The sequence below is a fragment of the Pseudomonas sp. LBUM1643 genome (genome assembly GCF_059716215.1).
The window spans coordinates 4,177,810-4,204,608 of the sequence record NZ_CP166813.1; the positions used below are offsets into that span (position 1 = coordinate 4,177,810).

Annotated in this window: 29 protein-coding genes; 16 read left to right on the top strand and 13 right to left on the bottom strand. The window is 59.1% G+C overall.

Translation table 11 applies throughout. The annotated features are described in order from the left end of the window. Window positions 1-301: 301 nt before the first annotated feature. Window positions 302-643 carry a hypothetical protein gene (locus ACA063_RS18750; RefSeq protein WP_497662884.1) on the bottom strand — a complete coding sequence of 114 codons (342 nt, stop codon included), beginning with the start codon at window positions 641-643 and terminating at the stop codon, window positions 302-304. A 216-nt stretch (window positions 644-859) separates the two neighbouring features. Between ACA063_RS18750 and ACA063_RS18755 the strand changes: the two genes are divergently transcribed. Further along, window positions 860-1,117 carry a hypothetical protein gene (locus ACA063_RS18755; protein WP_497662885.1) on the top strand — a complete coding sequence of 86 codons (258 nt, stop codon included), beginning with the start codon at window positions 860-862 and terminating at the stop codon, window positions 1,115-1,117. Between the two features lie 87 nt (window positions 1,118-1,204). After that, entirely contained in the window at window positions 1,205-1,501 is a 297-nt protein-coding gene (locus ACA063_RS18760; protein WP_497662886.1) for a hypothetical protein, read from the top strand. Between the two features lie 205 nt (window positions 1,502-1,706). Here the strand turns inward: ACA063_RS18760 and ACA063_RS18765 are convergent, their stop codons facing one another. Continuing rightward, entirely contained in the window at window positions 1,707-2,552 is an 846-nt protein-coding gene (locus ACA063_RS18765; protein ID WP_497662887.1) for an SDR family NAD(P)-dependent oxidoreductase, read from the bottom strand. 140 nt (window positions 2,553-2,692) lie between these two features. Here ACA063_RS18765 and ACA063_RS18770 point away from each other — a divergent pair, with 140 nt between their 5' ends. Further along, the gene (locus ACA063_RS18770) at window positions 2,693-3,013 is read left to right on the top strand and encodes an isochorismate lyase (RefSeq protein WP_497662888.1); all 321 of its coding nucleotides are present in this window, start codon (window positions 2,693-2,695) and stop codon (window positions 3,011-3,013) included. Between the two features lie 112 nt (window positions 3,014-3,125). On the opposite strand, the gene ACA063_RS18775 is transcribed toward ACA063_RS18770, so the two are convergent. After that, window positions 3,126-4,109, bottom strand: a complete 984-nt coding sequence (locus tag ACA063_RS18775) for a GlxA family transcriptional regulator (RefSeq protein WP_497666551.1) — start codon at window positions 4,107-4,109, stop codon at window positions 3,126-3,128. 193 nt (window positions 4,110-4,302) lie between these two features. Between ACA063_RS18775 and ACA063_RS18780 the strand changes: the two genes are divergently transcribed. Beyond that, window positions 4,303-4,743, top strand: coding sequence for a hypothetical protein (locus tag ACA063_RS18780; RefSeq protein WP_497662889.1), 441 nt, complete (start codon window positions 4,303-4,305; stop codon window positions 4,741-4,743). 78 nt (window positions 4,744-4,821) lie between these two features. Here ACA063_RS18780 and ACA063_RS18785 read toward each other — a convergent pair whose 3' ends face one another. Next, window positions 4,822-5,712 (bottom strand): LysR substrate-binding domain-containing protein, encoded by an 891-nt coding sequence (locus ACA063_RS18785; protein ID WP_497662890.1) that lies wholly within the window; start codon window positions 5,710-5,712, stop codon window positions 4,822-4,824. Window positions 5,713-5,927: 215 nt separating this feature from the next. On the opposite strand from ACA063_RS18785, the gene ACA063_RS18790 reads away from it, so the two are divergent. From ACA063_RS18790 to ACA063_RS18810, 5 genes are read left to right on the top strand one after another with little or no spacing between them, the layout of a single operon-like run. Next, window positions 5,928-7,046, top strand: coding sequence for an ABC transporter ATP-binding protein (locus ACA063_RS18790; protein ID WP_497662891.1), 1,119 nt, complete (start codon window positions 5,928-5,930; stop codon window positions 7,044-7,046). A gap of 15 nt (window positions 7,047-7,061) precedes the next feature. After that, entirely contained in the window at window positions 7,062-7,982 is a 921-nt protein-coding gene (locus ACA063_RS18795; RefSeq protein WP_497662892.1) for an ABC transporter permease, read from the top strand. Continuing rightward, window positions 7,982-8,788 carry an ABC transporter permease gene (locus ACA063_RS18800; RefSeq protein WP_497662893.1) on the top strand — a complete coding sequence of 269 codons (807 nt, stop codon included), beginning with the start codon at window positions 7,982-7,984 and terminating at the stop codon, window positions 8,786-8,788. The genes ACA063_RS18795 and ACA063_RS18800 overlap by 1 nt, the downstream gene beginning before the upstream one ends. Window positions 8,789-8,815: 27 nt before the next feature. Continuing rightward, the gene (locus tag ACA063_RS18805) at window positions 8,816-9,862 is read left to right on the top strand and encodes an ABC transporter substrate-binding protein (protein ID WP_497662894.1); all 1,047 of its coding nucleotides are present in this window, start codon (window positions 8,816-8,818) and stop codon (window positions 9,860-9,862) included. A 60-nt stretch (window positions 9,863-9,922) separates the two neighbouring features. Beyond that, entirely contained in the window at window positions 9,923-11,386 is a 1,464-nt protein-coding gene (locus ACA063_RS18810) for an amidase (RefSeq protein WP_497662895.1), read from the top strand. Here ACA063_RS18810 and ACA063_RS18815 read toward each other — a convergent pair. From ACA063_RS18815 to ACA063_RS18835, 5 genes are all read right to left on the bottom strand, one after another. Next, window positions 11,370-12,455, bottom strand: coding sequence for a quaternary amine ABC transporter ATP-binding protein (locus tag ACA063_RS18815; RefSeq protein WP_497662896.1), 1,086 nt, complete (start codon window positions 12,453-12,455; stop codon window positions 11,370-11,372). The genes ACA063_RS18810 and ACA063_RS18815 overlap by 17 nt on opposite strands. Next, window positions 12,445-13,308, bottom strand: a complete 864-nt coding sequence (locus ACA063_RS18820) for an ABC transporter permease (protein WP_497666552.1) — start codon at window positions 13,306-13,308, stop codon at window positions 12,445-12,447. The genes ACA063_RS18815 and ACA063_RS18820 overlap by 11 nt, the downstream gene beginning before the upstream one ends. A gap of 141 nt (window positions 13,309-13,449) precedes the next feature. After that, window positions 13,450-14,451 (bottom strand): ABC transporter substrate-binding protein, encoded by a 1,002-nt coding sequence (locus ACA063_RS18825; RefSeq protein WP_497662897.1) that lies wholly within the window; start codon window positions 14,449-14,451, stop codon window positions 13,450-13,452. A 41-nt stretch (window positions 14,452-14,492) separates the two neighbouring features. Then, window positions 14,493-15,332 carry a pyrroline-5-carboxylate reductase family protein gene (locus ACA063_RS18830; RefSeq protein ID WP_497662898.1) on the bottom strand — a complete coding sequence of 280 codons (840 nt, stop codon included), beginning with the start codon at window positions 15,330-15,332 and terminating at the stop codon, window positions 14,493-14,495. A 15-nt stretch (window positions 15,333-15,347) separates the two neighbouring features. Then, window positions 15,348-16,007 (bottom strand): TetR/AcrR family transcriptional regulator, encoded by a 660-nt coding sequence (locus tag ACA063_RS18835; RefSeq protein WP_497662899.1) that lies wholly within the window; start codon window positions 16,005-16,007, stop codon window positions 15,348-15,350. A gap of 135 nt (window positions 16,008-16,142) precedes the next feature. Between ACA063_RS18835 and ACA063_RS18840 the strand changes: the two genes are divergently transcribed. From ACA063_RS18840 to leuD, 4 genes are all read left to right on the top strand, one after another. Further along, complete coding sequence (locus ACA063_RS18840) at window positions 16,143-18,179, top strand: oxidoreductase (protein WP_497662900.1); 2,037 nt, start codon at window positions 16,143-16,145, stop codon at window positions 18,177-18,179. A 163-nt stretch (window positions 18,180-18,342) separates the two neighbouring features. After that, window positions 18,343-18,720, top strand: coding sequence for a cupin domain-containing protein (locus ACA063_RS18845; RefSeq protein ID WP_497662901.1), 378 nt, complete (start codon window positions 18,343-18,345; stop codon window positions 18,718-18,720). Window positions 18,721-18,864: 144 nt separating this feature from the next. Then, a complete protein-coding gene (gene leuC / locus ACA063_RS18850; protein ID WP_497662902.1) occupies window positions 18,865-20,286 on the top strand; it encodes a 3-isopropylmalate dehydratase large subunit in 1,422 nt (473 codons plus the stop codon). 3 nt (window positions 20,287-20,289) lie between these two features. Further along, window positions 20,290-20,895, top strand: a complete 606-nt coding sequence (gene leuD, locus ACA063_RS18855) for a 3-isopropylmalate dehydratase small subunit (protein ID WP_497662903.1) — start codon at window positions 20,290-20,292, stop codon at window positions 20,893-20,895. A gap of 245 nt (window positions 20,896-21,140) precedes the next feature. On the opposite strand, the gene ACA063_RS18860 is transcribed toward leuD, so the two are convergent. Then, on the bottom strand, window positions 21,141-22,058 hold the full coding sequence (locus ACA063_RS18860) for a LysR substrate-binding domain-containing protein (protein WP_497662904.1): 918 nt from the start codon (window positions 22,056-22,058) through the stop codon (window positions 21,141-21,143). Between the two features lie 131 nt (window positions 22,059-22,189). On the opposite strand from ACA063_RS18860, the gene ACA063_RS18865 reads away from it, so the two are divergent. Together ACA063_RS18865 and ACA063_RS18870 are read left to right on the top strand one after the other, a co-directional pair. Beyond that, a complete protein-coding gene (locus ACA063_RS18865; protein ID WP_497662905.1) occupies window positions 22,190-23,536 on the top strand; it encodes a 2-hydroxycarboxylate transporter family protein in 1,347 nt (448 codons plus the stop codon). A gap of 115 nt (window positions 23,537-23,651) precedes the next feature. Next, window positions 23,652-23,891: a hypothetical protein gene (locus ACA063_RS18870; RefSeq protein ID WP_497662906.1), complete on the top strand. Its 240-nt coding sequence runs from the start codon at window positions 23,652-23,654 to the stop codon at window positions 23,889-23,891. A gap of 49 nt (window positions 23,892-23,940) precedes the next feature. Here the strand turns inward: ACA063_RS18870 and ACA063_RS18875 are convergent, their stop codons facing one another. From ACA063_RS18875 to ACA063_RS18885, 3 genes are read right to left on the bottom strand one after another with little or no spacing between them, the layout of a single operon-like run. Then, a complete protein-coding gene (locus tag ACA063_RS18875; RefSeq protein WP_497662907.1) occupies window positions 23,941-24,765 on the bottom strand; it encodes a DUF3618 domain-containing protein in 825 nt (274 codons plus the stop codon). Further along, window positions 24,762-25,193 (bottom strand): phage holin family protein, encoded by a 432-nt coding sequence (locus ACA063_RS18880; RefSeq protein ID WP_497662908.1) that lies wholly within the window; start codon window positions 25,191-25,193, stop codon window positions 24,762-24,764. The genes ACA063_RS18875 and ACA063_RS18880 overlap by 4 nt, the downstream gene beginning before the upstream one ends. Beyond that, window positions 25,193-25,840, bottom strand: coding sequence for a hypothetical protein (locus tag ACA063_RS18885; protein WP_497662909.1), 648 nt, complete (start codon window positions 25,838-25,840; stop codon window positions 25,193-25,195). The genes ACA063_RS18880 and ACA063_RS18885 overlap by 1 nt, the downstream gene beginning before the upstream one ends. Window positions 25,841-26,066: 226 nt before the next feature. Between ACA063_RS18885 and ACA063_RS18890 the strand changes: the two genes are divergently transcribed. After that, window positions 26,067-26,435 carry a low affinity iron permease family protein gene (locus ACA063_RS18890; protein WP_497662910.1) on the top strand — a complete coding sequence of 123 codons (369 nt, stop codon included), beginning with the start codon at window positions 26,067-26,069 and terminating at the stop codon, window positions 26,433-26,435. Window positions 26,436-26,799 lie beyond the last annotated feature (364 nt).

Consider the following 26,799-nt stretch of genomic DNA (forward strand, 5'->3'; position numbering starts at 1 on the left):
AGAAGAACAGCATCCGAAGGAGGGAAATCTCCCACCCCGCTAAAGGTTTCTCTTAGGCGGCTCTGAAGCGGAAGATGATGGTGCACGTGTTCTGCCTGGCAGCCTCCCCGATTGCGCAGGCACTTCTCCAATTGCGCAGCCCGGTGCAGACAACCGGCCGAACGGTCGCTGGCACAAGAATTACGCTGTGTCGGCATTCGCGACGCAAAAAAAACCCCGCAACCGAATGGCGTGCGGGGTAAAAAATTGGTTGGTTGCGGCCAACCAAAGGAGCTCTGTAGAAAACGTCAAGGCGCCGGGTTCAGATGCAATCCTGGGCAGCGCGTTCAAAACTCGAAGGCAAAAAGTTCGAGGCCAGCAAATGTCGTTCGTAGATGAACACCTTGCCGCCGCTGCCGGCCTTGTACGCCTCCAGCACATTGTCTGCCGTCACCTTGCTCGGCACCACGATCCGGTAGCTGCGCTGGGTTTGCGAAACAGTGGGATTCAACGCGCTGCCCTGCAATTTCGGTACTACGCAGTCGGCGTACTGGGCGGGGGTTTTGCTGGTCTTCAAGGTCATGGTCGGGTCGTTCGGTGCGCTGGCACAACCGGCGAGCAACAACGTGCCAAACGCCATGGCAGACACACAGGTGGAGCGCATCAATCTCATCCTCAACATAAAAATACGGGTTATCAGGCAGCAGAACCGCGTCGAGCGGGTCGCCGTCGTCATTCGATGCAGGGGATTGTCCGGCTATAGTCATCAAAGTAGAACTTGCGTTTCGTGATGGTCACTATTACTTCTAACAATAGTTGCGCGACGCGCAGACGGGTAAACACTCAATCATCACTGAAAAAGATTGAAGAGGATCTCTCCTTGAGGACTTTTGACTTCATCCGCGACGCCGTTCTGCCCGATTTCCGAGACCGGGTGGCCGAGTACCTGGTCCAGTACGAATCCGTGCTGTTGGGCGAACAAACGCCCGACCCCGAGCTCGCACGGGCTACTGCCAATCAATTGCGCGGCTATTTACGTGGTTTGAATACCACGCGGGTGTTGGGGATGGCGGATTGGGAAGAGCTGGATCGGCGAGTGGTGGACCTGTGGCTTGGGCCAACGTCCACTGAGCTGTAAGCCGGCGGACGGTCCAGGCAAGGTGCAGCAGCGGTCTAGACTAAACAAAGCTACACGCCTCCAGCCTCTTGATTCAGGGGAAACGGGATGATCGGGAAAACAGCGCGCCAGTGCTCGTCATGGCTCCTCCCCACCCTCCTCGCCATCAGCCTGGCGCTGACGACGGGGTGTTCCGGCAAATCAAAAACGGCGCGTTATTCCACGAGCGTCGGCTCAAACTGTTATGCAAAAGCACTTCCCACGGCTGGCGAAGGTGGATTGGCCTGGGGCAACACGTTAAGCATGGCCCGCAAAAAATCCATGGACAATTGCATGCGCTATGCCGGCCGATCCGGTGGCACCCCGAACACCTGTCAGGTGGTGTTATCGGAGTGCCGGCATTGATAGCGCGACATGTTGTTTACCAGAGAACTTTTGAACTGAATGCGCTCCCTGTGGCGAGGGAGCTTGCTCCCGCTGGACTGCGCAGCAGGCCCCTGCTAAGTGAGGCCCTGCTAAGTAGGGCCGCTTCGCGCCCCAGCGGGAGCAAGCTCCCTCGCCACAGGTAAGGTGGCGTGTTTGTGGAATAGCATCGAGCTTCGGACGCCTGTCAACACTCCTTGATGCGGTCCCACAGTTGAGCAATCTGCTCGGCACTGCTGGCGTCGACCCGAGCCAGGTCGACGGGGTAGTCGACGCCCTGGTTCTCGGCAAACCGTGTCGCGGTGAATTGGCCATTACTCGCACGCAAAATGTAGCCGGTGTCCTGACACAGCTCCGAAGCCAGGAAAATCACGCCGGGCGCGACCCACTCGGGTTTGAGGTTTTGCGGTTCTTCGGTCACGCCCCACATTCTGGTTTTGGCGACCGGCGACACGGCGTTGACCAGGATGCCCTCGGCGGCGCCTTCCATGCTCAGCGCGTTCATGATGCCCAGTTGCGCCATCTTGCCTGCGGCATAAGCCACCAGACCTGACTGAGCGTATTGCTGGTACATCGCACGGTCCGAAGTCGTCAGCACGATGCGCGCGGCAGCGGATTGCCTGAGGTGCTTCCAGGCATGCTTGCACAACCAGATGGGCGTATAGATATTGATATCCAGCGCACGCTCGATGAACGATAACTCGGCCGCTTCAATCGGTTGATAGCCAACCCAGCCGGCGTTATGAATCAGGATATCGAGTTGCCCAAACGCTTCGACAGCCGTCTCGATCAGTTGCTGGCAACCGTGCTCGCTGGCCAGGTCGCCGTGATGACCGACAACGCTGTACCCCTCGGACTGAAGCACTCGTGCGGCATCGAGGGCGATGGACGTATCCGCCCCCGCACCGATGTTGTCCGCGCCAAGATCACTGATCACGACATTGGCACCCAGCCTTGCCAATTCACGTGCATAAACGAACCCCAGGCCTCTACCTGCGCCCGTCACAATCGCGGTCTTTCCCGTAAAATTCATTGAAGCCTCCTGTTGATTGCCACCCCACCTTAACAATGAATACTCGATTTGTTTAATGATGACGGGTGAGGCGATGCTGCTGCGCATAGCCACAGCGATCAAAAAAACCTACGATATTTTCAATCAAAGGAGAGACCTGAATGGAATTCATCAATCAACTGCAACCCCAAGCATGTGCCGGCATGGAGGACATCCGACGCGAAATCGATGCCCTCGATCAGGCTGTTATCAAGCTGTTGGGCAAGCGTTTTCAATATGTTCTCGCGGCCTCGACGTTCAAGACCTCCGCGGCATCGGTGCGCGCACCGGAACGCTTCAAAGCGATGCTGGCAACACGTCGCGAGTGGGCTGAGGCAGAAGGCCTGAGCCCTGATGCAATCGAAAAGATGTACAGCGACCTGGTGAGCCATTTCATTGCCGAAGAAATGAAGCACTGGGCAGCTCATTCGACCACCCCCTGATCAACGGGTGCCCGGCCCGGCTCGTTCCAGCCCTTTCTCCAGCAGCGCCCTGGATACCGCCGGGCGCTGACGGCCACCAGATGAAGTGCAGGCGGGCGAAGACTGACAGGCATTACTTGACGAGCCGCTTCTCCTTGGACGGCCGGTAACCGAAATACGCGCTGTAGCACTTGCTGAAATGACTCGGCGAAACAAACCCGCACGCCACCAGCACCTCGACCTGTGACAACTCCGTGTGCTGCAGAAGTCGGCGCGCTTCGGTGATGCGCAGTTCCAGGTAATAGCGCTGCGGCGTTGTACCCAGTTGCTCTTTGAACAGACGCTCGAGCTGGCGACGGGAACGGCCCGCATAGACCGCCAGTTGCTCCAGTTCCAGAGGCTCTTCGAGGTTGGCGTCCATGAGCTTCACCACCTCGCGTAAAGGTGCGCTGACGCAGATGTTTTCCGCCGGTTTGATACGCCGGTAACGCGATTCTTCGAACGCCAGGATGTCCTCAACCCCTTCGACAAGCGCTTTGTCGTACAGGCTTTTGATCCAGTCCAGCGCCATATGAAACGCGCCGGAAGGACTGGACGCCGTGAGCCGGTCGCGATCAATGACGTAGGGTTCGCTGCTGACGTGGGTCGCTCTGGAAATCTCCGCGAGCGCCGGGCGATGCTCGGGGTGAATCGCGCAACGATAGCCATCGAGTAAACCGGCCTTGCCCAGGAACCAGGCGCCATTCCACAACCCGGCCAGCATCACGCCCTGCTCGGCTGCCGTTTTCAGTAGCGTGATGAACGCCTCATTGGCTTTCAGCTCGGTTCGGTAACCGCCACAAATGACCAGCAGGTCCAGCGCTTTGGTCGCTGAACTGTCGATCACGGCATCTGGACGGATCACTAGCCCCAGATCGCTGATGACCTCCCCTTCGCTCAAGCCAAACGTGCGGGAAGTAAACAAACCGGGGCGCAAAAGATTGGCGGTGATGATCGTATCGAGCACCTGCGTGAACGCAGGCAACGAGAAATGTTCGAGCAGCAAAAATCCTGTGCGGACCACTTGCGGTGCTTCGCCGGGGTTCTCATTCAAGTAGCGAAGGTTTTTGCCCTTCATGCCTCCGCTGAATTGGCGTCGTTCGATCAATGTTCGACCTGCTCTGTCAAAAATGAACACGTTATGGGGTGCGTTGCCAAAGCGCAATGTTGGCGACGAGAAGAAACGCGGACCTTTTCCTCTTGCATCTTGATGCTACGCTTTGAAAGCGACGCCCTCAAAAACTCCACTGCTCACGCTCGAGAGTGAAAACATGAAGCGGATCCTGATCGGTGGCATCACCATAGCAATCATCGGCACGCTGACCCACGGGATCATCCAATGGAAAGATGCCGAAAAACATACCCAGGAGTTACGCTGCGGTGAGGCCAGGGAGGCGCTAAAGGGCGTTGAAGTCAGAGCACGCGCGCTGGCTGCAGGAATGACCGTGGATGCCTACGCCAAGGCCGAAGAAGATGAAGTGGCGAAACTGATCGGCGCGCTCGACGCCGCCAACAATGACGTTGAAATTGATTCGGTCATAGAGTCCCACGCGTCGGCCATTGGTGCGGAGGACGCGGCGATTGACGCTGAAGTCGATACGCGGGGCAATCAGGCGTTCCTGGAACAACGACTGCGCAAGCAACGAATCCCGGGGGACGTCAAACAAGAACTCGAACGCGCCGCCAAGGCCGTCAAACTCACTTGCAGTTGAGATCCGGCATCATTCAACAGCTACTTTCCCCCGCCCTCCTGACGCACGTTGATCTTGCTCCTCTTGCCGGTTCGGAAATCAACCGCCGAAGTCCTGCTCCAGTTCCGTCTGCAACCATTCGATAAACCACGCCACATCTGCCGACAACTCGACCGAAGGGGTCAGTACCCGATAGCTTTCCAGCTTGACCTGGCTGTCCAGCGCCCGTACCAGTCTGCCGGCGTCGAGCTCTTCGCGCACCAGCACTTCGTTGGCCAGCGCGATGCCCTGCCCGCTCTCGGCCACCGACAAAGCGTGGTCGTTGTTGACGTAGAGCATGTCCGAATTGAGATGAAAATCCAGGCCATGGGCAGCGAACCACAGGTTCCACCACTCGCCGTCATCGACGTGGATCAAGTTGTGCTTCACCAGATCGGCCGGGCTTTGGATGGGGTCGATGCTGTCCAGGTAAGCCGGCGTGCAGATTGGGAACACCCGAGGACAAATCAGCGTGGCACGGGAGTCGGCATATTGCCCGTCCAGGCCATAGACGATCCCCAGGTCAGCGGACTTGCCGTCTACTTCGGTGAACGTAGAGTTGGGCTCAATGGCAAATTTCAACCCCGGCCGCAGGTGACGCATCGCTTCAATCCGTGGCATCAGCCAGCGTTTGGCAAATCCCGGAACCACCATGATGCGCAGCCACCGTTCGGTAGCCTTGGGGCGTGCTTCCTTGCCCGCTTCAATGATGAGCTGCAAGGCCGCCGAAATCTTGCGGTGATACTTCTCCCCCGCGATCGTCAAGGTGACCCCGCGAGACGTGCGCTCAAACAGCTGCGTGCCCAACCACTCCTCCAGCAGCTTCACATGTCGGCCAATGGCGGGCTGGGTTACATGCAGGGCCTTGGACGCCTCGACATAGCTGCCCAATCGGGCTGCGGCGTCAAAGGCACGCACCGCATTGAGGGGTGGCAATCGGTGGTCAGGCATGGTTTCTGGACGCCTTTCGCTATTAAATTATTTAACAACAGCTATGTTAAAACTGAAGTTTCGCTCTCGCAACCGCTCACTGATAATCGACCCCACAGCACAATAAAAAAACACCTGAACGCAATTCGATCCTGCCCAAAAAAACAATATCCAGCGCTCGCAGGCTTAGCTGTTTACAGCACATCCGCAAGCGGTGGGGGAATCGGAGGTAACGCATGAATGCCCTGCATTCGCTGCAAACGCTGGCGGTGTCCATCCGCTCAGTGCGTAAAGTCTACGGTGATCCACAGACGGGCCCGGTGGCGCTGAAAAGCATCGACCTGGACATTCAAGACAACGAATTCTTCACCCTCCTCGGCCCTTCCGGCTGCGGCAAAACCACCCTCCTGCGGATGATCGCCGGGTTCGAATTTCCGACCCAGGGCGAGATCCTGCTCTACGGTGAAAACATCGCCGACCGCCCGCCGTTCGAGCGTCCGGTCAATACCGTGTTCCAGCACTACGCCCTGTTCCCGCACATGACCATCGCCGAAAACCTGGCCTTCGGCCTCGAATCGCACCCGATGGGCAAGGTGATGAAGAACGCGCAAATCGCTGAACGAGTGCGCGAGATGCTCGCGTTGGTGCAGATGGAACGGTTCGCGACACGCAAGCCGGCCCAACTGTCCGGCGGTCAGCAGCAAAGGGTCGCCCTGGCCCGTGCCCTGGCGCCGCATCCCAAGGTGCTGCTGCTGGATGAACCGCTCTCGGCCCTGGACCTCAAATTGCGCCAGGCCATGCGTGAAGAGCTCAAAAGCATTCAGGCGAGGACCGGCATCACCTTCATTTTCGTGACCCACGATCAGGAAGAAGCCCTGACCATGTCCGACCGTATTGCGGTGTTGTCCGAAGGCGAAGTGCAGCAGGTCGGCCGCCCGGAAGACATCTACGAACGGCCGCGCAATCGCTTTGTGGCGGACTTCATTGGCGAAACCAACTTCATCGACGGCACGGTCACCCGTGTCGAAGCGGGCCAGGCCTGGTTCGCCGGCCCCGCTGGGCACCCGCTGCCGGCGCAACCGTGCAGCGACGTTCACGTCGGCGCCCCGGTCGCGTTGTCCGTACGTCCCGAACGTCTGCACCTGGTGCCAGCGAGCACCGAGGGCGCGCTGCCCTGCCGGGTCGACACGCAAATCTACCTCGGCACTGACTTGCAATATCAAGTCAGCCTCAGCGACGGCTCGCGCCTCACCGTGCGCACGCCCAACAGTGTCGACCGCAGCTTGCGCTTCGCCGTGGGCACTCAAGCCGGTCTGTTGTTTGACAGCGGCAGCGCCAGCGTCCTGCACGATTGAGCACGAGGAATTGCCATGCAAGCTCTACCGATTGCCAACACCCTGGAACGCCGCAAAGCCTTCCAGAGCTTCCTCGGCGTCAGCCCGGCGCTCATCGCCATCAGCCTGTTCCTCATCGTTCCGATTGTGATTGTCATCGGTTACTCGTTGATGGAGGCCAACCCCTATGGTGGGGTAAACAAGGTCTTCAGCACGGAGGCCTACACCTCGCTGCTGTTCGAACGACAGCTGGATGACAGTCTGGCCTTTGCCGACTCCTATCTGCTTATCGCGCTGCGTTCGATCGGCATTGCCGGGTTGACCACCCTCATCACCCTGCTGATCGGTTTCCCGGTGGCGGTGTGGCTGGCCATGCAGCCGGCGCATCGGCGGGGGCTGCTGATCTTTCTGATTACCGTACCGTTCTGGGCCAACCTGTTGATTCGCACCTACGCCTGGATTTTGCTGCTACGTAACACCGGGGTGATCAACAACAGCCTGCTGGGACTCGGCGTGATCGACCAGCCGTTGCAACTGCTCTACACCGACGGCGCAGTATTGCTGGGGCTGGTCTATACCTACGCGCCCTTCGTCGTACTGCCGATTTACGCCACCCTGGAAAAAATGGACATCCGTCTGCTGGAAGCGGCGCAGGACCTCTACGCCGGGCGCCTGCGCACCTTGCGCAAAGTGGTATTGCCCATCGCCAAGCCCGGCATCATGGCCGGCGCCATCCTCACTTTTGTGCCGTGCCTGGGGGCGATGATCGCGCCGGAATTATTGGGCGGAGGCACCCGAATGATGCTCGGCAACCTGATCTTCAGGCAGTTCAGCGATGCGCGTAACTGGCCCTTCGGCGCGGCCCTGTCGCTGGTGCTGATGGCCGCGGTGATGCTGGTGCTGACGGTGTATGCCCTGCGTGCCGAGCGCCAGCGTGTCGCCAAGGGAGGTGCGTGATGCTGGGTCTATTCAAACGAAACGCGTTGCAGGTGCAGGACTTTCCGGGCTTTGGCGGTTTCAGTTTCCTGTTCTACCTGTACCTCTACGCACCGATCGTGGTGCTGGTGGTGTTCTCCTTCAACGCCAACCAGTCCGCGACCGTGTGGACCGGCTTCAGCCTCGACTGGTACCGCGCCGCGTTCGCCAATCAGGCCCTGCGCCAGGCAGCGGGAAACAGCCTGTTGATTGCCGTCTGCGCCAGCATGATCGCGACGGCCATCGCCACCCTTGCCGCCCTCGGCACGTCCCGGGGGGCCAAATTCAAGGGCCTGCAACTGTCGATGGGGGCGATCATGTTGCCTCTGGTGCTGCCGGAAATCGTGGTCGGCGTCGCCACCCTTGCGTTGTTTTCCACCATTGGCCTGTCCCTGGGTTACGGCAACCTGATCATCGCTCATACGGTGTTCTGTATCCCTTTCGCCTACCTGCCGATCCGGGCGCGGCTCAACGACATGGACCTCTCGCTCGAACAGGCCTCGGCTGATCTTTACGCCGGCCCGTGGCGGACCTTTCGCAAGGTCACCTTACCGCTGCTGATGCCGGGCATTGTCTCCGGGCTGATGCTGGCCTTCATCGTTTCGCTGGATAACTTCGTGATCTCGATGATGGTCTCCCAGGCGGGCACCACCACTTTGCCCATCTTCATCTTCGGCCTGCTGCGCATGGGCGTGACACCTGACGTCAACGCCGTCTCGACCCTGATCCTGGGCGTCTCGGTGCTGTTCGTCAGCCTCTCGTACCTCTTGGGCAAAAAGAACACCTGAACCTTTTACGAACCGTGGGGAATTAGCATGAGCACGTGGATAAAAAGCATCAGCACTTCGTTGTTCCTGACCTTACCGCTGACCTTGGTCGCGAGCGTTCAGGCCGCGGAAAAACTCAACGTGGTGAGCTGGAGCGGTTACTTTTCACCAGAAATACTCGCCAAATTCCAGAAGCAGAGCGGCATCGAAGTCACGGTGGATTCCTATGATTCCAACGAGACGCTACTGGCCAAGCTGAAACAGGGTGGCGCCGGCTACGACGTGGCGATTCCGTCCAACCAGTTCATTCCGATCCTGATCAAGGAGCAGTTGCTCGAGCGCTTCGACCCGGTCAACGAGCCCTACTACGCCAGCGTCGTGGACAACCTGAAAAAGCCCACATGGGACCCGCAAGGTGCCTATTCCATGCCGTTCATTTGGGGCACCACCAGCGTCGTGATCAACGCCGAGCGCTACAAAGGCCCCGCCGACAGCTACAAAGTGCTGTACGAGCCGCCGGCCGAGTTGCAGGGCCGGATCAACATGTTCGACTCGGTCAGCGAAGTCATCGACATGGCCAGCCTGTACCTGAACATCCCGTTGTGTACCGAAGACCCGAAACAGATGCAGCAAGTGCTGACCCTGCTCAAGGCACAGAAACCCTTCGTCAAAACCTACAGCTCCAAGGCCGGCTCGATCCGCGAAAACCTCGCCTCCGGTGAAGTCGACATGTCGATGTTCTGGGGCGGTTCATCGATGCGTGCCCGGGAAATGAAGCCCACCCTGAAGTACCTCTACCCCAAGGAAGGCGTACTGGCCTGGGTCGACAATATGGTCATTCCCAAAGGCAGTAAAAACCCGGCAAACGCCAAGGCGTTCATTGCGTTCCTGAGCCAGCCTGAAAATGCGGCGATGACGCAAAACTTCCTCAAGCACCAGAGCCCGATCAAGGGCGTGGAACCCTTCCTCGACGCCAGTCTCAAGGATGCACCGGAACTGCATATTCCCGAAGGCACCCCGGTGGTGTTCAGCAAGACCTGCGGTGAAGGCGCGATTCGCCTGGCCGATCGTCTCTGGACCAACCTGATGCGTTGATCCCTGCCGCCCCGTCACGGCGACGGGGCGATTCTCCAGCCGTCTGAAAGGCCGCTTGCAATGACTTCCAATACCATCAGCGAACTGGTCCTGTTGCAGGCCCATGAACTCGCCGAACGCATCCGCCTGCGCCAGGTTTCCTGTCGAGAAGTGATGCAGGCTTATCTTGCCCATATCGAACGCTTCAACCCGCGGGTCAATGCGCTGATCAGCCTGCAAGCGCCAGAAGGTCTAATGGCCCAGGCCGACCTGCGCGACGCCGAACTGGCGCGGGGCGAATACAGAGGCTGGATGCACGGCCTGCCCCACGCGGTCAAAGACCTGTCCTTGACCCAGGGTATCCGCACCACCCTGGGTTCACCGCTGTACAAGGATTTTATCCCTGAACGCGACGGCATCATGGTTGAGCGCATCAAGGCGGCGGGCGCGATCATCATCGGCAAAACCAACACCCCGGAATTCGGCCTCGGTTCCCAGAGCTACAACCCGCTGTTCGGTGCCACCGGTTGCGCGTTCGATCCGGGCAAAACGGCCGGCGGCAGTAGCGGTGGCGCGGCGGCAGCGCTGGCCATGCACCTGGTGCCGGTGGCTGATGGCAGCGACATGATGGGCTCGTTACGCAACCCGGCCGCGTTCAACAACATTTTCGGCTTCCGTCCATCACAAGGACGCGTGCCGTTTGACGACAGCGCCGACCTGTTTTTCGATCAGCTCGGCTACGAAGGTCCCATGGCGCGAAGCGTGCGAGACGCAGCCTTGCTGTTGTCCGTCCAGGCCGGCGGCGATGCCCGTGCGCCACTGTCCATCGCTGAGCCTGGCAGTGTTTTCGCCGCGCCACTGGAACGGGACTTCAAGGGCACACGCTTGGGCTGGCTCGGCGACTTCAACGGTTACCTGCCGATGGAAAAAGGCATCGTGGCTCTGTGCGAGAAAGCCTTTGCTGACTTCGAAAGCCTGGGTTGCCACATCGAACCGGTGCAGCCGGCGTTCGCCCCTCAACAGCTGTGGAGCAGCTGGCGAACCTTGCGCCACTGGTCAGTGGCTGGCTCGCTGGGGGCCGCCTATGCCGACCCGCACAAACGCGTGCAGCTGAAACCGGAGGCCTGCTGGGAAATCGAAAACGGTTTGCAACTGTCGGGCAGCGACGTCTACGCCGCCACCGTTGTGCGCAGCGACTGGTACCGCGCGCTCTCGCGGCTGTTCGAACGCTTCGACTACCTGTTGTTGCCGAGCGCCCAGGTCTTCCCGTTCGACAAAACCGTCCCATGGCCAAGTTCCATTGAAGGCGTGGCCATGGACACCTACCACCGCTGGATGGAAGTCGTGATCCCGGCCACGCTGTCCGGGTGCCCGGTGGCCAACGTGCAAGTGGGCTTCAATGACAACGGGCTGCCGATGGGCGTGCAAATCATCGGGCGGCATCAGGCCGATTTTGCCGTGCTGCAATTGGCCCATGCCTATGAGTCGGCAAGCCGCTGGTTCACTCGGCACCCGTCGCCATTGCTGACTACGACGCCGCGCTAGCCTCGGCCATCCGTGAGTCCTCACTGATCGTCGACGTCACCATCGTTGCGATAATCGACTTCAGGGCCAGTTGTCCCACGGGCTGGCCCTGATCGTTGGTGACCACCATCTCATCCAGCCCCGCCTCCACCAGCCGCTTGACCGCCGCCTCCAGTGACGTGCCCACGGGCATGGCCAGCGTTGCGCCGGGCTTGACCCGTACAAACGGGCGCATGATCGCGTCAACGCTGATCACCCGTCCGCGATTCACTTCCTTGACGAAGTTGGCAATGTAGTCGTCGGCGGGACTCATGACGATCTCCTGCCGGGTGCCTTGCTGCACCACTTCACCATCGCGCAGGATGGCGATTCGGTCACCGATGCGCAGGGCCTCATCGAGATCATGGGTGATGAACACGATGGTTTTGCGGATCTCTTTTTGCAGGTCCAGCAGCACCGATTGCATGTCCATGCGGATCAGCGGATCAAGCGCCGAAAAGGCCTCGTCCATCAACAGGATCGGCGCATCGTTGGCGAGTGCCCGGGCCAGGCCGACACGCTGCTGCATGCCCCCGGAGAGCTGATTGGGGTAGTGATTCTCGTAACCTTGCAGCCCGACCCGATCCAGCCAGCGCCGGGCGATTTCCTGTTGCCGGGCACGGGGCAGGCCCTGGATTTCCAGCCCGTAGACCGCGTTGTCCAGCACCGTCCGGTTGGGCAGCAACGCGAACTTCTGGAACACCATCGACACATGATGCCGGCGGAATTCGCGCAGGTCGTTGCGGTTCATTTTCAGGACATCAACGCCCCCCACGATGACTTCACCGGCGGTGGGTTCGATCAACCGGTTGATATGGCGGATCAAGGTTGATTTGCCCGACCCGGAAAGCCCCATGATCACCTGGATTCCACCGGACGGCATGCTGATGTTGATGTCCTTCAAACCCAGCACATGGCTGTGATTGCTCAGCAGTTCGGACTTGCTCATGCCCTGCTTGACCCGCTCGATACTGGCCTGCGCCTGGTAACCGAAGATCTTGTAGAGATGGCGGATTTCGATGCCGAAGTCGCTGCTCGGATTAGTGGCCATGAACCTTCTCCAGATGCTTTTGCAGCCGTCTGCCATACGCCTGGCTGACCCGATCGAAGATCACTGCAATGCCGACAATCGCCAGGCCGTTGAACATGCCCAGGGTGAAATACTGGTTGGAAATGGCTTTGAGCACCGGTTGCCCCAGGCCCTGAACGCCGATCATCGAGGCGATCACCACCATGGCCAACGCCATCATGATGGTCTGGTTGATGCCGGCCATGATCGAGGGCAGCGCCAGCGGCAGTTGAACGTTTTTCAGTTTCTGCCAACTGGACGAACCGAAGGCATCGGCGCATTCGAGCATCTCGGCGTCGACGTGGCGGATGCCCAGGTTGGTCAGGCGAATCATCGGCGGCAAGGCGTACACCACCACCGCAATCAAGCCCGCTACCTTGCCGATGCCCAGCAACATCACCACGGGTATCAGGTAGACAAAACTCGGCAGGGTCTGCATCACGTCCAGAATCGGACTGACCAGATTGCGCAATCGATTGGAGCGAGCCATGGCAATGCCCATCGGCAAACCGATGACAATGGAAATCACCGTGCACACGAAGATCATCGACAGCGTTTTCATGGTGTCGGACCACATGTCCAGGTACCCGATCGCCATCAGCGTGAACACGCAACCCAGCACGATTTTCCAGCTGCGACTGCCGAACCAGGCAATCAAGGCGACCAGCAAAATAATGATCGGCCATGGCGTGGTGGTCATGAATCGCTCGGCCTGATTCAGAAAGTATTGCAACGGCTGGAAGAAGCTTTCGAAGCTATCGCCGTAGGTGCTGGTGAAGTTGCGAAAGGCCCCGTCGATGGACTTTTTCAAGGCCCGGAGCCGTTCGTCCTCCATGTGTGGAAAGCTTGATAGCCATTCCATGAGATTCCCCTTTTGTTGAAGACCTGGCAGTCGATTCAATACATGGGTGTTCTTATTTTTATCGGCGCCCTGTGCGATGCAGCTCGACGTATCGGGCTGCATCGGCTCATGGGATTAAAGCGCAGCTTTGATCTTGCCGCTCGCTTCAGGGGTCACCCATTGGCTCCACAGCGCTTCGTTGTTCTTCAGGAAATACTTCGCGCCCTCCTCGCCGGTTGCCTGGTTATCGGTCATCCAGGCAATCAGTTTGTTCACCGTTTCGTTGGACCAGGCGCGCTTGTTCAAGTACGCCATGACGGTGGGCGAGCGGGCGGCGAAGGACTTGGTGGTCAGGGTGTACACCCGATCGATCGGCCAGCCATTGGGTTTGGGGTCAGGACAGTCGGCGACCGTGTTGCATCGCTTCCACTCCGCCGCATCCACAGGATGGCCATTGTCCAGTTTCACCATCGGGTATTTGCCCAGTAGTGCCGTCGGTGCCCAGTAGAATCCGAGCCACGGCGCCTTGCGTTCGTAGGCTTTGGCGATAGAGCCATCCAGCGCCGCTGCCGAACCGGTGTCGACCAGTTCAAAACCGGCTTTCTCGAAACCGTAGGCCTTGTAGAACTGCGCGGTGACGACAGTGCCGCCCCAACCTTGCGGGCCGTTGTAGATCGCACCTTTTTTCTTGTCGTCGGGGGCCGGGAACAGTTCCGGGTGTTTTTTCACATCGTCGAAACTCTTGATGTCCGGATGAGCGTCAGCGATGTATTTCGGAATCCACCAGCCCTGGGATCCACCGTCACTCAACGAGTTGGCGGCCTGGATCAGGTTGCCGCTTTGAATGCCCGTTTTGGCGACCTCCGGGACCAGGTCGATCCAGCCCTCGGGTGCAATATCGGGCCGACCCTTTTCGACCATGGAGGTGATGGTGGGCACCGTATCGCCCGTCACCAGATCCGCGTTACAGCCGTAGCCGGCATTGAGGATCAGCTTGTCGACGTTGGCCATCACTTCGGCGGATTGCCAGTTCATGTTGGCAATCGTCACATCCCCGCACTCAGCCGCTGCTACCCAGCCACTGAAGGCGACCATCGCCAGCGCCAGTCCCGTCTTCGAGAAAGACTTTACATTCATAAACGCACCCTCGATTGCGGCTGGAATTAATGAAGGGTCAACTACCGCGTCATTGGACCTTCTTTCTTGTCAGCAGAACGGGCAAAAGGACTCATTGAACGTGCGACCCGGGTCGCGGCGTCCAGACCTGCTTTTATTGTTTTATCGAAACCGTTTGTCATCATGGCCTCGAGGCCCGCAGCGGTGACGCCGCGGTAACTGCTCAGCATCTCCAGAAGTTCATCGACCGAGTGTTCCTGGCCGATCAGCTGGCTGGCTTCCACGACCACGGCATGCGCGGCACGGCGGGCAACATCAGGCGCCAGGCCTCGGTTCAAGGCGTCATCACACAGGCTGCGCGCCAGCAACGCGGGGTAGGCAGGCCCGGTGCCGACCAGTGCCGTCAGGTAATCCATCTGGTGCTCTTCGAAGACTTCATCGGCGCTGCCGAAGGTCTCGAACAGCCGCTGTGCAAACGTTTTTTGTCCGGCGCTGACGTCCGGCGCGGCAAACCACGGCGTATAGGATTTGCCGATCTCGGCGGCTGCATTGGCCATGGCGCGAATCACCTGCCGGCTGCCGGTTTGCTGCATCACCTCGTCGACGGACACGCCGGCCATCAAGGAAATCACCAGACTGTTTTCAGCCGCAATCCGTACCTGGGCAAATTGCTCCGGACGTACCGACACGATCACCACATCACAGCGATCCACCAGCGCCTGGTTATCCTGCGTGAGCATCACCTGTGGCCACTGAACCGTCGATAACGGATGGCGGGCGCTGCGGTTCGACAGGACCAGCGCCTCAGGCCCGATAAACGACTTTTCGAGCATCGCCAGGGCAATCGAACGGCCAAGCCATCCCGATCCACCGATAATGCCTATCGTGGGTTCTTCAAACATTTGAACCTGCCTTCGTCAGTCGGAAGACGCCGGTGACACCTCGTCCATCTCGTAGCCATGGCGGGCGTAGAAGCGTTTCAATTCGCGCTCCAGGGGTTCCTGGCCGGTGAAAATCTTCACGTATTCGGGAATCCGCCGCATACGTTCCCCGACGTCCTCTCGGGTGTTGGTGCTGATGTAGCCAATCTGTGTCAGGTAGATCGTTCGAGCCCGCACATCGGCGGCGTTGAAGTCGTAGTCGAAGCGCACGAACATGCGGATCAAGGCTTCGCGCCTGGCGATGTCGGCCACCCTGATGTGCTCGGACACTTCAGCGGACTGCAAGGCCCAACTGCGCATGGCGAATTCGAACTGTGAATCAAACAGGTCCGGGTCCAGCCAGCAGTCGAAAACGTTGAGCATCGCCTCGGCAATGCTCTCGGCGTAACACTCGGTCTGGGCCACCAGATTGCCGGTGTTCTTCACCCGCCAACGCTCGATCAACGCACTGAGCAGCTCTTCGCGATCCTTGAAAAACCAGTAGAAGCTGGTTCTCGACAGCCCGAGTTTTTTCGCCAGCGGCATCACCCGCACGGTGTCCACACCACACTCGGTGAGGCTTTCGTACGCGGCATCGAGCCACCCTTCCGGTGACCCTCTCCAGCCTGTGTCCAGTGCTTTGGTTTGTTCGTTCATGGCTCGATCCTAGTCGCTGATCCGACGTCACGCAAGTAAAATGTACACCTGTGTCCAGCTTGTTGACACAGGTGTACATTTCGCCCTAACGTAATTTCAAACCTGGTCCGCTGTCGCTTCCGGAGAGTCTTGACGATGCTGAATGATCCGCTCCTCCAGCCCTATCAGTTGAAGCACCTGACACTGCGCAATCGCATCATGACCACCGCCCACGAACCGGCGTATCCCGTGGACGGCATGCCCAAGGACCTCTATCGCGCCTACCACGTCGAACGGGCAAAGGCCGGAGTGGCCTTGACCATGACGGCGGGCTCTGCGGCGGTTTCCCGGGACAGCCCACCGGTGTTCAACAACATCCTCGCCTACAAGGATGAGGTGGTTGGCTGGATGAGGGACCTGACCGACGCCTGCCACGAACATGGCGCGGCGGTGATGATTCAACTCACCCACCTGGGTCGCCGCACCCGTTGGGACAAAGGTGACTGGCTGCCCGTGGTGTCGCCGTCGTTCGAGCGCGAGGCGTCCCATCGTTCCTTTCCGAAGAAGATGGAAGACTGGGACGTGGAGCGCATCATCAAGGACTACGCCGACGCGGCCGAACGGATGAAAGCTGCAGGCCTGGACGGCATCGAACTGCAGGCCTACGGGCACTTGATGGATCAATTCTGGTCACCGCTGACCAATGATCTCGATGCACCGTACGGGGGATCGATCGACAACCGTCTGCGTTTTACCTTCGACATCCTGCGCGCCATTCGCCAGCGCGTCGGCCAGGAATTTATCGTCGGCGTGCGCTACACCGGCGACGAGCAATTGCCCGGCGGACTGACGCCCGCGGATGGCCTGGACATCTCCAGACGCTTGAAAGACAGCGGCATGGTCGACTTTCTCAACGTCGTCCGTGGGCACATCGACACCGACGCCGGTCTCACTGACCTGATTCCAATCCAGGGCATGCGCAACTCCCCGCACCTGGATTTCGCCGGAGAAATTCGCGCCGCCACCGACTTCCCGACCTTCCACGCCGCGAAGATTCCCGACGTGGCCACCGCCCGCCATGCCATCGCCTCGGGCAAGGTCGACATGGTCGGCATGACCCGCGCGCACATGACCGATCCCCATATCGTGCGCAAGATCATCGAAGGCCGTGAAGAGGACATCCGCCCTTGCGTCGGCGCCAACTATTGCCTCGACCGGATTTACCAGGGCGGCGCGGCCTATTGCATCCACAACGCCGCCACGGGCCGTGAAACCACCCTGCCCCACGACATTCCAAAGGCAGCAAAGAAACGCAAAATCGTCATTGTCGGCGCGGGTGTCGCCGGGCTGGAAGCCGCGCGAGTGGCGGCCGAACGCGGTCATGAGGTGGTGGTTTTCGAAGCCGCCAACCAGGCGGGCGGGCAGGTTCGGCTGACGGCGCAGTCCGAGCGGCGGCGGGAAATGATCAGCATCGTCGAATGGCGCATGGCCCAGTGCATGGCGCGGGGTGTCACCTTCCACTTCAACACCTGGGCCGAGGCCAGCACTGTCCACGACGAGAACCCTGACGTGGTCATCGTCGCCACCGGCGGCCTGCCCCACACCGAGATTCTCTCGACCGGCAATGAGCTGGTGGTCTCGACCTGGGACATTATTTCCGGGGACGTGAAGCCTGGGCGCAATGTTTTGCTGTTCGATGACGCCGGCGACCACGCCGCACTGCAAGCGGCAGAATTCATCGCCAGGAGCGGCGCAAAGATCGAGATCATGACGCCGGACCGAACCTTCGCCCCGGAAGTCATGGCGATGAATCTGGTGCCCTACATGCGCTCGCTGCAAGCGCTGGACACGACCTTCACCGTGACCTTCCGCCTGCTTTCCGTTGAGCGTGACGGAACAGACCTGCTGGCGACCATCGACAGTGACTATGGCAGCGCGCGCAAGGTTCGACGGGTCGATCAGGTGGTGATCAACCATGGCACCCGCCCTCTGGACGAGCTGTATTTCGAATTGAAACCCGCTTCCAGCAATGGTGGCGTGGTTGAGCACCACGACCTCATCGTCGGAAATCCCCAACAGGTCGTGACGCATCCCGAGGGGCGGTTTCAGTTGTTTCGCATTGGTGATGCGGTTGCTGCGCGCAATACCCATGCAGCGATTTACGATGCGTTGAGGCTGGTCAAGGATTTGTAGTCACGCAATCCGTGGCGAGGGAGCTTGCTCCCGCTGGACTGTGCAACAGTCCCCTTCCTTTCAAGTAAAAAGAAGGGGGACGCTTCGCGACCCAGCGGGAGCAAGCTCCCTCGCCACAGGATCAGTCCTGACGGAATGTTTCAGCGCTTACAGGTAAACACTCATGCCAAACAAAGAAACCCTCTCCTGGAAAATCGCCGGCAAAAACGGCGTCCAAGGACCGGTGGCGGGCTCACAGTATTACTGCGCGGCCACCGATGACTGGCAGCCCACCGCCACGCCAGGCTTCTGGATCAAACCGCTGTTCGAGGACACCACGCGCGGTGAAAAAACCATGCTGATGAAAGTCGACCCCGGCGCCTATGCCGCCAGCCATACCCATGAGGGAGAGCTGGAGCAGTTGTTCGTCCTCCAGGGCTCGTTCTTCGATCAGAATCGAACGCTGAACGTCGGCGATTACTGTTGCCGCGCCCCCGATGCGGCCCACAGCGGCGGTTCGGTCGACGGTGCCGTGCTGATGGTGGTGTACACGCGATGCTGAGTTGAACCCTGAGTTCGCCCTTCTATTATTCACAATACGTGCGCAACGCCTTCACTTAACCGCTCTTGATGCTAGATCTGCGATGAATATGCTGTCAGTACATCGACACCGTGATCTCGCATAAGACCAACAAGAGCCCACTTCATGAACAGCCCCAGAACGCTCTATCAAAAGCATATCGACAGCCATACCGTCTGCGCCCTCGACGATCAGGGCCATGTGCTGTTGTACATCGATCGTCAGGTCGCCAACGAGTACACCAGTCCACAAGCCTTCAGTGGCATGCGTGAAGCCGGTCGCGCTGTCTGGCGCCCTGCCGCAACACTGGCCGTGGTCGATCATGTCAACCCGACGACACCCACGCGCATTGCCACGATGCCCGATGCCGGCGGTGCCCGGCAGGTGTCTTACTTCGAAGAAAACTGCCGGGATTTCGGTATCGAACTCTTCGACGTTCTCGACAAGCGCCAGGGCATCGAGCATGTCGTGGCCCCCGAGCAGGGTTTTATCCTGCCCGGCATGGTTGTGGCCGCAGGTGACAGTCACACCACGACCTATGGCGCACTGGGCGCGTTTGGCTTCGGTATTGGCACGTCGGAAATCGAGCATTTGCTGGCCACGCAAACCCTGGTCTACAAGCGCTTGAAGACCCTGCGCGTCACGGTCAGCGGGTTGCTGGGGACTGGGGTCACGTCCAAAGACATCATCATGGCGCTGATCGAAAAAATCGGCGCGTCGGGCGCCACGGGTTACGCGATCGAATTCGCCGGGGCGGCGATCGATGACCTCAGTGTCGAAGCCCGAATGACCATCTGCAACATGGCCGTGGAAGCAGGCGCTCGGGGTGCATTCATGGCACCGGACGACAAGGTATTTGCCTACCTGAAAACCAGACCCCGTGCGCCTCAAGGAGAGATGTGGGATTCGGCCGTCGCGCAATGGCGAGGCCTGCGCAGCGATGACGGTGCGGTGTTCGATCGCGAAGTCAGCCTCGATATCGGTGCGCTGGAACCCATGGTGACCTGGGGCACCAGCCCGGATCAGGCCGCGCCGGTGGGCAGCCATGTACCGGACCCCGCCGACCAGCCGGACCTGATTCTGCGCCAGGGCATGCAACGGGCGCTGCACTACATGGGCCTGAAGCCCGGCATGCCGCTCAGTGATGTGGTCATCAGCCATGCCTTTATCGGCTCCTGCACCAATGCCCGCATTGAAGACCTGCGCGACGTTGCACGCGTTGTGCGTGGCAAGCGCGTGGCGGCGCATGTGCGGGCAATGATTGTCCCGGGCTCCACGTTGGTCCGTGACCAGGCTGAACAGGAAGGCCTGGCGCAGATTTTCTTGGACGCGGGTTTTGAGTGGCGCCAATCCGGCTGTTCGATGTGCCTGGCCATGAACGATGACGTCCTCGCACCCGGCGACCGTTGCGCCTCAAGCACTAACCGCAACTTCGAAGGACGCCAGGGGGCCGGTGCGCGCACCCACTTGATGAGCCCGGCGATGGTCGCGGCCGCCGCCATCACCGGACACCTGACTGACGTTCGCTCATTCGCCCAGGAGGCTTGAAGCATGCAACCTTTCGATACCGTCAGCGGCAGCGCTGCACCGTTCCTGGCGTCCAACATCGACACCGACGTCATCATGCCCAAGCAGTTTCTCAAAGGCATTGATCGCAAGGGCCTGGATCGGGGTTTGTTTTTTGACCTGAGGTTCCTTGAGTCTGGCGCCCCCAACCCTGAATTCATTCTCAACCAACCCGCCTGGAGCGACGCAGCCTTTCTCGTGACAGGTCCCAACTTTGGCTGCGGATCAAGCCGCGAGCACGCTGTCTGGGGCTTGAAGCAAATGGGCATCAGGGCTCTGATCGGCACCAGCTTTGCCGGCATCTTCTATGACAACTGCCAGCGAAACGGCGTGCTCGCGATCCAGGTTCCCGAGACTCAGCTGAAGCAGATCGCAGGCGTGATCAGCCAGGTACTGACGGCGAAGATCTGCGTCAACCTGCCCGACCAAATCATCGAACTGGCAGACGGCACCGTCATCCCGTTCGACATCGATCAACTGCGCAAGCAATCGCTGCTGCTCGGACTGGATGCCATAGGCGCCACGCTGCAGAGAGCCGAACAAATTCGAACCTTCGAAGCCCGGCACCTGGCGCAAAATCCGTGGTTGTGAGGTAGCTGTAAACGCGGTGGCAATCGATCGCTCGGTACTCAACCTCATCATCGCCTGACACACCGCCATCGCTGGCAGGCCAGCTCCCACAGGGGATGTGTGGTCGGACACAGATTTTGTGGCCGCTGCAGTCCACTGTAGGAGTGAGCCTGCTCGCGATGAGGCCCATGCATCCAACATCATCTTCGCCTGACACACCGCCATCGCGAGCAGGCTCACTCCTACAGTGATTTCTGTGGGGCGATTTACTCAACCGACAGATCGCGAAAGTACTCTTCCAGAAACTCCACGCACACCCGCAACTTTGCCGATTGGCTCAGCCGGGTTGGATACACGGCCCAGACGTTGGCGCTCTGGGTGTATTCATGCAGCACCTGCACCAGTCGCCCCTGCTCCAGCATCGGTTTGACGTCCCACATCGACCGCAACAGCACCCCGCCACCGCTGAGTGCCCATTCCAGAACAATCTCGCCATTGTTGGAAGACAGCGGACCGCTGACCCGAACCGATTCCTCATGCCCGTTTTTTGTCAGGTTCCAGATCCCGAACGCGTTGTTGCGCTCTTTGAGCACCAGACAATCGTGATCCTTCAGATCATCCAGCGACTGCGGCACGCCCCGCCGCTCCAGGTACTGCGGCGTGGCGCACAGTACCCGCCGGTTGCTCACGAGCTTTCGCCCCAGGTGCTGACCTGGCAGGTCGTCACCCACGCGGATCTCAAGGTCGAACCCTTCGCTGACGAGATCAACCACGCGATCAAACACGTCCAGGCGAATATCGAGCTTGGGATAGGTCTGCGACAGTTTGCAAATCGCGGGGGCGACATGATTACGTCCAAACCCGAAGCTGCTGCTGATGTGCAGCGAGCCGCTGGGCTGGTGCCGCGCTTCGGAGATTTCACCGACAAAATCGTCGTAGTCGCCCAGCAGTTTCACCGCCCACACCCGCACGCGCTCGCCGTCGTCGGTCAGCGCAATGCGTCGGGTGGTTCGGTGCAACAAGCGGGTAGAGAGCGTCGTTTCGAGGACGGAAATGCGTTTACTGATGTACGCCGGCGAGTACCCCAACTCCTCGGCGGCGCTGGCGAAGCCGTTTTTACGAATGACGGTGAGGAACACCTTCAAGTCTTCGGGCAGGGGAAATTGATCACGATTCGTGTTCATACGCTTCAGACTTCCGCGGTTTATCTCATTATTCGCGAAGGATACCATCGTTCAACACAAGGGTAAGCCGTGTCCTGGTGAACCGTGAGTTCCTTCAATCCTCGATAAAAAAAACATGAGGAAGTAGCGACATGAACAAGTCTTATGAGCCGTCCCTGAAAATCGACGACACCCGTGATAGCGGGTTTCGTCAGCGCCTGCGCAGCGTGCTCGCCTATGAAATAGGCGTCATCCCCCTCCCGGTCTTTCTTGGCATTGCCGCGATCGTTTATCTCTCTGCACACCTGGGTTTCTTGCCGAAAAACATGATCGGCGGACTCGCGGTCATCATGACAATGGGTGTGTTCTTCGGCCAACTCGGCTCACGTCTGCCGATTCTCAAGGAAATCGGTGGCGGCGCCATTTTGTGCCTGATGCTGCCCTCGGTGCTGGTGTTCTACGGGTTCTTCGGACCCGCCACGATTGATGCAACCAAGATGCTCATGAAGGAAGCGAACTTCCTCTATTTCGTGATTGCCAGCCTGGTCGTCGGCAGCATTCTGGGAATGAGTCGTTTCATCCTGGTCCAGGGCATGATGAGGATGTTTATCCCGTTGCTCGTGGGCACGCTGGCGGCAGTTGCCAGCGGACTTATCGTGGGCAAACTCGTCGGCTACAGCTTCTATCACACGTTCTTCTTCATCATCGTTCCCATCATTGGCGGGGGCATCGGTGAAGGGATCCTCCCGCTCTCACTGGCGTACTCGGCGATCCTCGGTGGCACACCGGATATCTATGTCGCGCAACTGGCCCCGGCTGCCGTGGTTGGTAACATCGCAGCGATCATCTGTTCCGGCTACCTGGCCCGCCTGGCCCTCAAGCGCCCTCACCTCAACGGCGAAGGCTCGCTGATTCGTGCCAAGGACGAAAACGACAAATTCCAGGTCAAGGAAGAAACAGGCTCGATCGTCGACTTCCGCATCATGGGCGCCGGCGTGCTGGTCATCTGCGCGTTCTTCGTGCTTGGCGGCCTGCTTGAGAAAGTCGTCGGCATCCCGGGCCCGGTCATGATGATCCTCGCCGCGGTCGTGTTTAAGTACATGCGCGTGCTGCCGGAGAATCTGGAGAAAGGCGCGAATACCTTTTACAAACTGGTATCCGCCGCGTTCATCTGGCCGGTCATGATTGGTCTGGGCATGCTCTATGTGCCACTGGACAGCGTCGTCAAAGTGTTCTCGATCGGCTACGTGCTGGTGTGCGTATCGGTTGTGGTGTCGATGACCGTTGCGGGCTTTTTCATTGGCAACCTGATGAAGATGTACCCTATCGAATCGGCCATCGTGACCTGCTGCCACAGCGGTCTCGGCGGGACCGGGGACGTTGCTATCCTGTCGGCGGCCAACCGCATGTCCCTCATGCCGTTCGCGCAGATTTCAACACGCATCGGCGGTGCTTCGACGGTGATTCTGGCAACTATTCTCCTGGGGATTTTCGCCTGACGCCTGCGCAAAAAAACCTTTGCATTTGGTTGATGGTTTGCGGCCTCCACTGCAAAAAATCTCGAACTCCAGCCCTGTCGCTGCATCCAATGAACAGACAACTGGAGGTAACGACATGAACAACGACGACCGTTATACCGATGGCAAAGCACCTGCAACGCCAAACGCTCCGCCACAGGATACGTCTGGCAAACCGGTGAACGTGGTTGAGAGAGACCTTGAGGACACCGACAGCGACACCAAAGGCGTCGATGAAGCCATCACGCCTTCTTCGACCCGAACCAAAGAGCAGGACGCCGAAGAGCTCAATCGAAAAGTGGACGAGATAGAACGCAAGGTTGCCGACGGCAACTGATCCCCCACTTGACGCGGAAGGCCATCGCAGGCCTCCCGCGTCGGGTTTTTTAAGAGGTACCCAATCCTCGTGACAGGTCAGCTGGAGTATCACTGGCACTACGTTGTTGCCCCCCCGCGTTTACGTCCTCATCCGAATGATCAGTGGTTTTGGTCACGGTATCGCGGACTGCTTCGAAGCCCTCACGAGCCTGTTGTTTGACCTTATCGGTCAGTCCCGCACTGGTCTTGCCGAGATAGCGCTGCTCGGTCGCCGTCGACGGCAACGCAGCCCCGAGCATGGCGCCCAATGCAATGCCAGCAGCCGCGACCATCAAAGGCTGTTCCTTCAACAACTGCGTGAACTGATTGCTCATCACCTGGGTACTGCGCACCAACCGATCGCTCGCATCATGCATGGCGTGGCTGATGTTATCGGTGGCGGCGCCCAGGTTATCGGTCAGGTTTGCCGCTTTGCCTTTGACGGATTGATAGCCCTCCTTGAGCGAATCGGCGGTGTCGTGCAAATGGTGACGCGCGCTGTCGATGCCGTCCGCCAGACCATCGGCCCACTCGCCCACGGTGTTCTGATCCGGCCCGACCTTATATCCGGGACGCGGCGCAGGTGGACGATTCTGACTCATCATCAACCACAACAATCCCACCGACGTCAGCACGGCGGGCACGGGATTGTTGCGCACGCTGGTCCCCAAATTGGACAGGAACACCGTGCCATTGCTTTGCATCAAACCCAGCGCCTGGTCGAACATCTGACCCGGAGTGAATTTGCTCTCCAGTGCGTCCACGATGTTGCCGATACTGGCACGCTGCGCGTCGATTTCACGCTCGATCGTTTCCGGGCTTTTTTCCGATTCAAGTTCGAATTCACTGTTCATGAGACTTTCCTCCGCAGCGCTTCCTGATCTTTATTCAGCGCGTCCAGTGTGCGATCCGGTTTGAAGCGGGACGGCTCGAATTGTTTTTTTCCTGACTGCAACATGGCGAACCCGATGATCATCACCACGACACCGACGATCAACGCCGCCAGCCACGGCGCCATCACCATGGCCAACGCGTAGACCGCCGACATCAGCAAGATGATGAACCCGGCCAACAGCACAATCGCACCGCCCGCGACGCCGGCAATCCCGGCCTTGAGTGTCGTGAGGCTGGCCTGAAGTTCAGCTTTGGCCAACGCCAGCTCCTTGGTAAACAGTGCAGGCACTTCTCGCGACAGCTGCCGCAACAGCCCCACCACCGAAGCGTCATTATCGACCGCAGGCACCGGTCTTGAGCCCGGCAACTCAGTATCTTCTCTGTTCATCACAATGCTCCGTTGAAGTCGGACGTTGGTCTGGCAGGCGTCGCGAAGTCCGAAGGGTGGTCTTGCTCATTTGGCGAAGCTGGCGTGATGCCGGTGGCCAAACCAGCACCCGAATCGGTGCGTGACGGGACGGAAGTTTCATACGGACGCTGCGCCCCGAAACCACCGGACGGAGGATTGGAGCTGCCCATGGCGGGGTCACTGTCGCGGGTGCTGGTATAGGCGGCAGAGGTGCCGGCTTTCAGGAATCGCGACAGGCCGAAGCCCAGGGCAACACTGCCGGCAATGAACAGCGTGGGGTTGCTGCGCGCCAGATCGGCTGCATCGTGCAGCAGCTGTTCGGCACTTTTGCCACGCAGATTGCCGGCCAGCCCGCTCATGGACTCGGCCATATCGGCCAGGTAGTCGGACATACCGAGCGTGTCCTTGCTTTCTATCTCGGAGACAAAAGATTTCGCCCCCTGGGCCAGTGCCTCGATCTGGTCTGCTGCTGTGTCACGGTACTGCCCGAACTGCGCATCCGCTTGCTGCCGCGCATCACCAAGGGCCTCGGTAACGCCCTCCTTCAAATGTTGAAAATCGGCTTCCGGTCTTCCGGAGTCCTGACGATCGGTCTGACCGTCAGTCCTGCTGTCTGAACTATTCATGACGTCCCTCGCTGTTCAAAAAAAAGCGTTATCGGGTACGCCACGAGCGCTCGCAGCCCCCCTCAGTTCAGATGACGGAGCGACGTTGAAAGGAGTTCCAACAAAATGATGAGCGACGTGAACCCTCGGATACACGGGAGGAAAATGCTCGCTGATGAAAGAGAATGAAAAAGAATTTCAAAGAATCACTGCGGTCTATCACTGACCATCGCAAGAGTAGGTACTCATGAAATTCTCACAATTCTGCCAGGCACTCTCCAATCGAGCCGGCAGCTCAAAAACCTTCCTCACCGCCATTGTCCTGATCATCGTATGGGCACTCACAGGTCCCTATTTCCACTACAACGACACGTGGCAACTGATCATCAACACCTCCACCACGATCATCACGTTCCTGATGGTCTTCCTCATCCAGAACACCCAAAACCGCGACAACGATATCTTGCATCTGAAAATCGACGAGCTGATTCGAGCCACCCAAGAAGCGCAGAACGCTACCTTGTCACTGGACAAAATGGGGAGCCGGGACCTGAGGAAGCTGCGTAAGCATTACAGCTCTTTGGGGGATGTTGAGGCGATCAAGGTGAGTGATTGAAGCCTACGGCGAACGCAACCAATACCTGGAAAAAACGCAGTTCGGTCCGCTTTTGATTTGCACTTGATTTGCTTTTGATGTGCTTTTGATTTGCTTTTGATCTTCTTGCCCCCTCGTAAGGCCGAGCGCAGGTTCTGCGCAGTGGGTAACCCGGCAAGGATGCCGGGTTAGCCGCGCACGGCCATGGATGGCCGATCGCGGCGGGCCCACGGAGCAGGACCGGAGCGAGGGTATGCCGAGCCTTAGCGAGGCACCGCACGAAAGGGGCAAGAGCCCTTGGTTACTTGGGGCTCTTCCAAGTGACTCGCTGTAAAAGCGAAACCAATAGTAGCCATGACCGCAGAAACGGATATGTACACCAACA

Excerpts from the sequence above, each read along its gene's own strand:
- ACA063_RS18845 (WP_497662901.1), top strand. The coding sequence starts at position 18,343 with ATGCCAAACAAAGAAACCCTCTCCTGGAAAATCGCCGGCAAAAACGGC.
- ACA063_RS18810 (WP_497662895.1), top strand. The coding sequence starts at position 9,923 with ATGACTTCCAATACCATCAGCGAACTGGTCCTGTTGCAGGCCCATGAA.
- ACA063_RS18830 (WP_497662898.1), bottom strand. The coding sequence starts at position 15,332 with ATGTTTGAAGAACCCACGATAGGCATTATCGGTGGATCGGGATGGCTT.
- ACA063_RS18875 (WP_497662907.1), bottom strand. The coding sequence starts at position 24,765 with ATGAACAGTGAATTCGAACTTGAATCGGAAAAAAGCCCGGAAACGATC.
- ACA063_RS18780 (WP_497662889.1), top strand. The coding sequence starts at position 4,303 with ATGAAGCGGATCCTGATCGGTGGCATCACCATAGCAATCATCGGCACG.
- ACA063_RS18790 (WP_497662891.1), top strand. The coding sequence starts at position 5,928 with ATGAATGCCCTGCATTCGCTGCAAACGCTGGCGGTGTCCATCCGCTCA.
- ACA063_RS18805 (WP_497662894.1), top strand. The coding sequence starts at position 8,816 with ATGAGCACGTGGATAAAAAGCATCAGCACTTCGTTGTTCCTGACCTTA.
- ACA063_RS18840 (WP_497662900.1), top strand. The coding sequence starts at position 16,143 with ATGCTGAATGATCCGCTCCTCCAGCCCTATCAGTTGAAGCACCTGACA.
- ACA063_RS18795 (WP_497662892.1), top strand. The coding sequence starts at position 7,062 with ATGCAAGCTCTACCGATTGCCAACACCCTGGAACGCCGCAAAGCCTTC.
- ACA063_RS18870 (WP_497662906.1), top strand. The coding sequence starts at position 23,652 with ATGAACAACGACGACCGTTATACCGATGGCAAAGCACCTGCAACGCCA.
- ACA063_RS18865 (WP_497662905.1), top strand. The coding sequence starts at position 22,190 with ATGAACAAGTCTTATGAGCCGTCCCTGAAAATCGACGACACCCGTGAT.
- ACA063_RS18775 (WP_497666551.1), bottom strand. The coding sequence starts at position 4,109 with ATGAAGGGCAAAAACCTTCGCTACTTGAATGAGAACCCCGGCGAAGCA.
- ACA063_RS18820 (WP_497666552.1), bottom strand. The coding sequence starts at position 13,308 with ATGGAGGACGAACGGCTCCGGGCCTTGAAAAAGTCCATCGACGGGGCC.
- ACA063_RS18785 (WP_497662890.1), bottom strand. The coding sequence starts at position 5,712 with ATGCCTGACCACCGATTGCCACCCCTCAATGCGGTGCGTGCCTTTGAC.
- ACA063_RS18835 (WP_497662899.1), bottom strand. The coding sequence starts at position 16,007 with ATGAACGAACAAACCAAAGCACTGGACACAGGCTGGAGAGGGTCACCG.
- ACA063_RS18860 (WP_497662904.1), bottom strand. The coding sequence starts at position 22,058 with ATGAACACGAATCGTGATCAATTTCCCCTGCCCGAAGACTTGAAGGTG.
- ACA063_RS18825 (WP_497662897.1), bottom strand. The coding sequence starts at position 14,451 with ATGAATGTAAAGTCTTTCTCGAAGACGGGACTGGCGCTGGCGATGGTC.
- ACA063_RS18760 (WP_497662886.1), top strand. The coding sequence starts at position 1,205 with ATGATCGGGAAAACAGCGCGCCAGTGCTCGTCATGGCTCCTCCCCACC.
- leuD (WP_497662903.1), top strand. The coding sequence starts at position 20,290 with ATGCAACCTTTCGATACCGTCAGCGGCAGCGCTGCACCGTTCCTGGCG.
- ACA063_RS18880 (WP_497662908.1), bottom strand. The coding sequence starts at position 25,193 with ATGAACAGAGAAGATACTGAGTTGCCGGGCTCAAGACCGGTGCCTGCG.
- ACA063_RS18885 (WP_497662909.1), bottom strand. The coding sequence starts at position 25,840 with ATGAATAGTTCAGACAGCAGGACTGACGGTCAGACCGATCGTCAGGAC.
- ACA063_RS18765 (WP_497662887.1), bottom strand. The coding sequence starts at position 2,552 with ATGAATTTTACGGGAAAGACCGCGATTGTGACGGGCGCAGGTAGAGGC.
- ACA063_RS18770 (WP_497662888.1), top strand. The coding sequence starts at position 2,693 with ATGGAATTCATCAATCAACTGCAACCCCAAGCATGTGCCGGCATGGAG.
- ACA063_RS18750 (WP_497662884.1), bottom strand. The coding sequence starts at position 643 with ATGCGCTCCACCTGTGTGTCTGCCATGGCGTTTGGCACGTTGTTGCTC.
- leuC (WP_497662902.1), top strand. The coding sequence starts at position 18,865 with ATGAACAGCCCCAGAACGCTCTATCAAAAGCATATCGACAGCCATACC.
- ACA063_RS18800 (WP_497662893.1), top strand. The coding sequence starts at position 7,982 with ATGCTGGGTCTATTCAAACGAAACGCGTTGCAGGTGCAGGACTTTCCG.
- ACA063_RS18890 (WP_497662910.1), top strand. The coding sequence starts at position 26,067 with ATGAAATTCTCACAATTCTGCCAGGCACTCTCCAATCGAGCCGGCAGC.
- ACA063_RS18815 (WP_497662896.1), bottom strand. The coding sequence starts at position 12,455 with ATGGCCACTAATCCGAGCAGCGACTTCGGCATCGAAATCCGCCATCTC.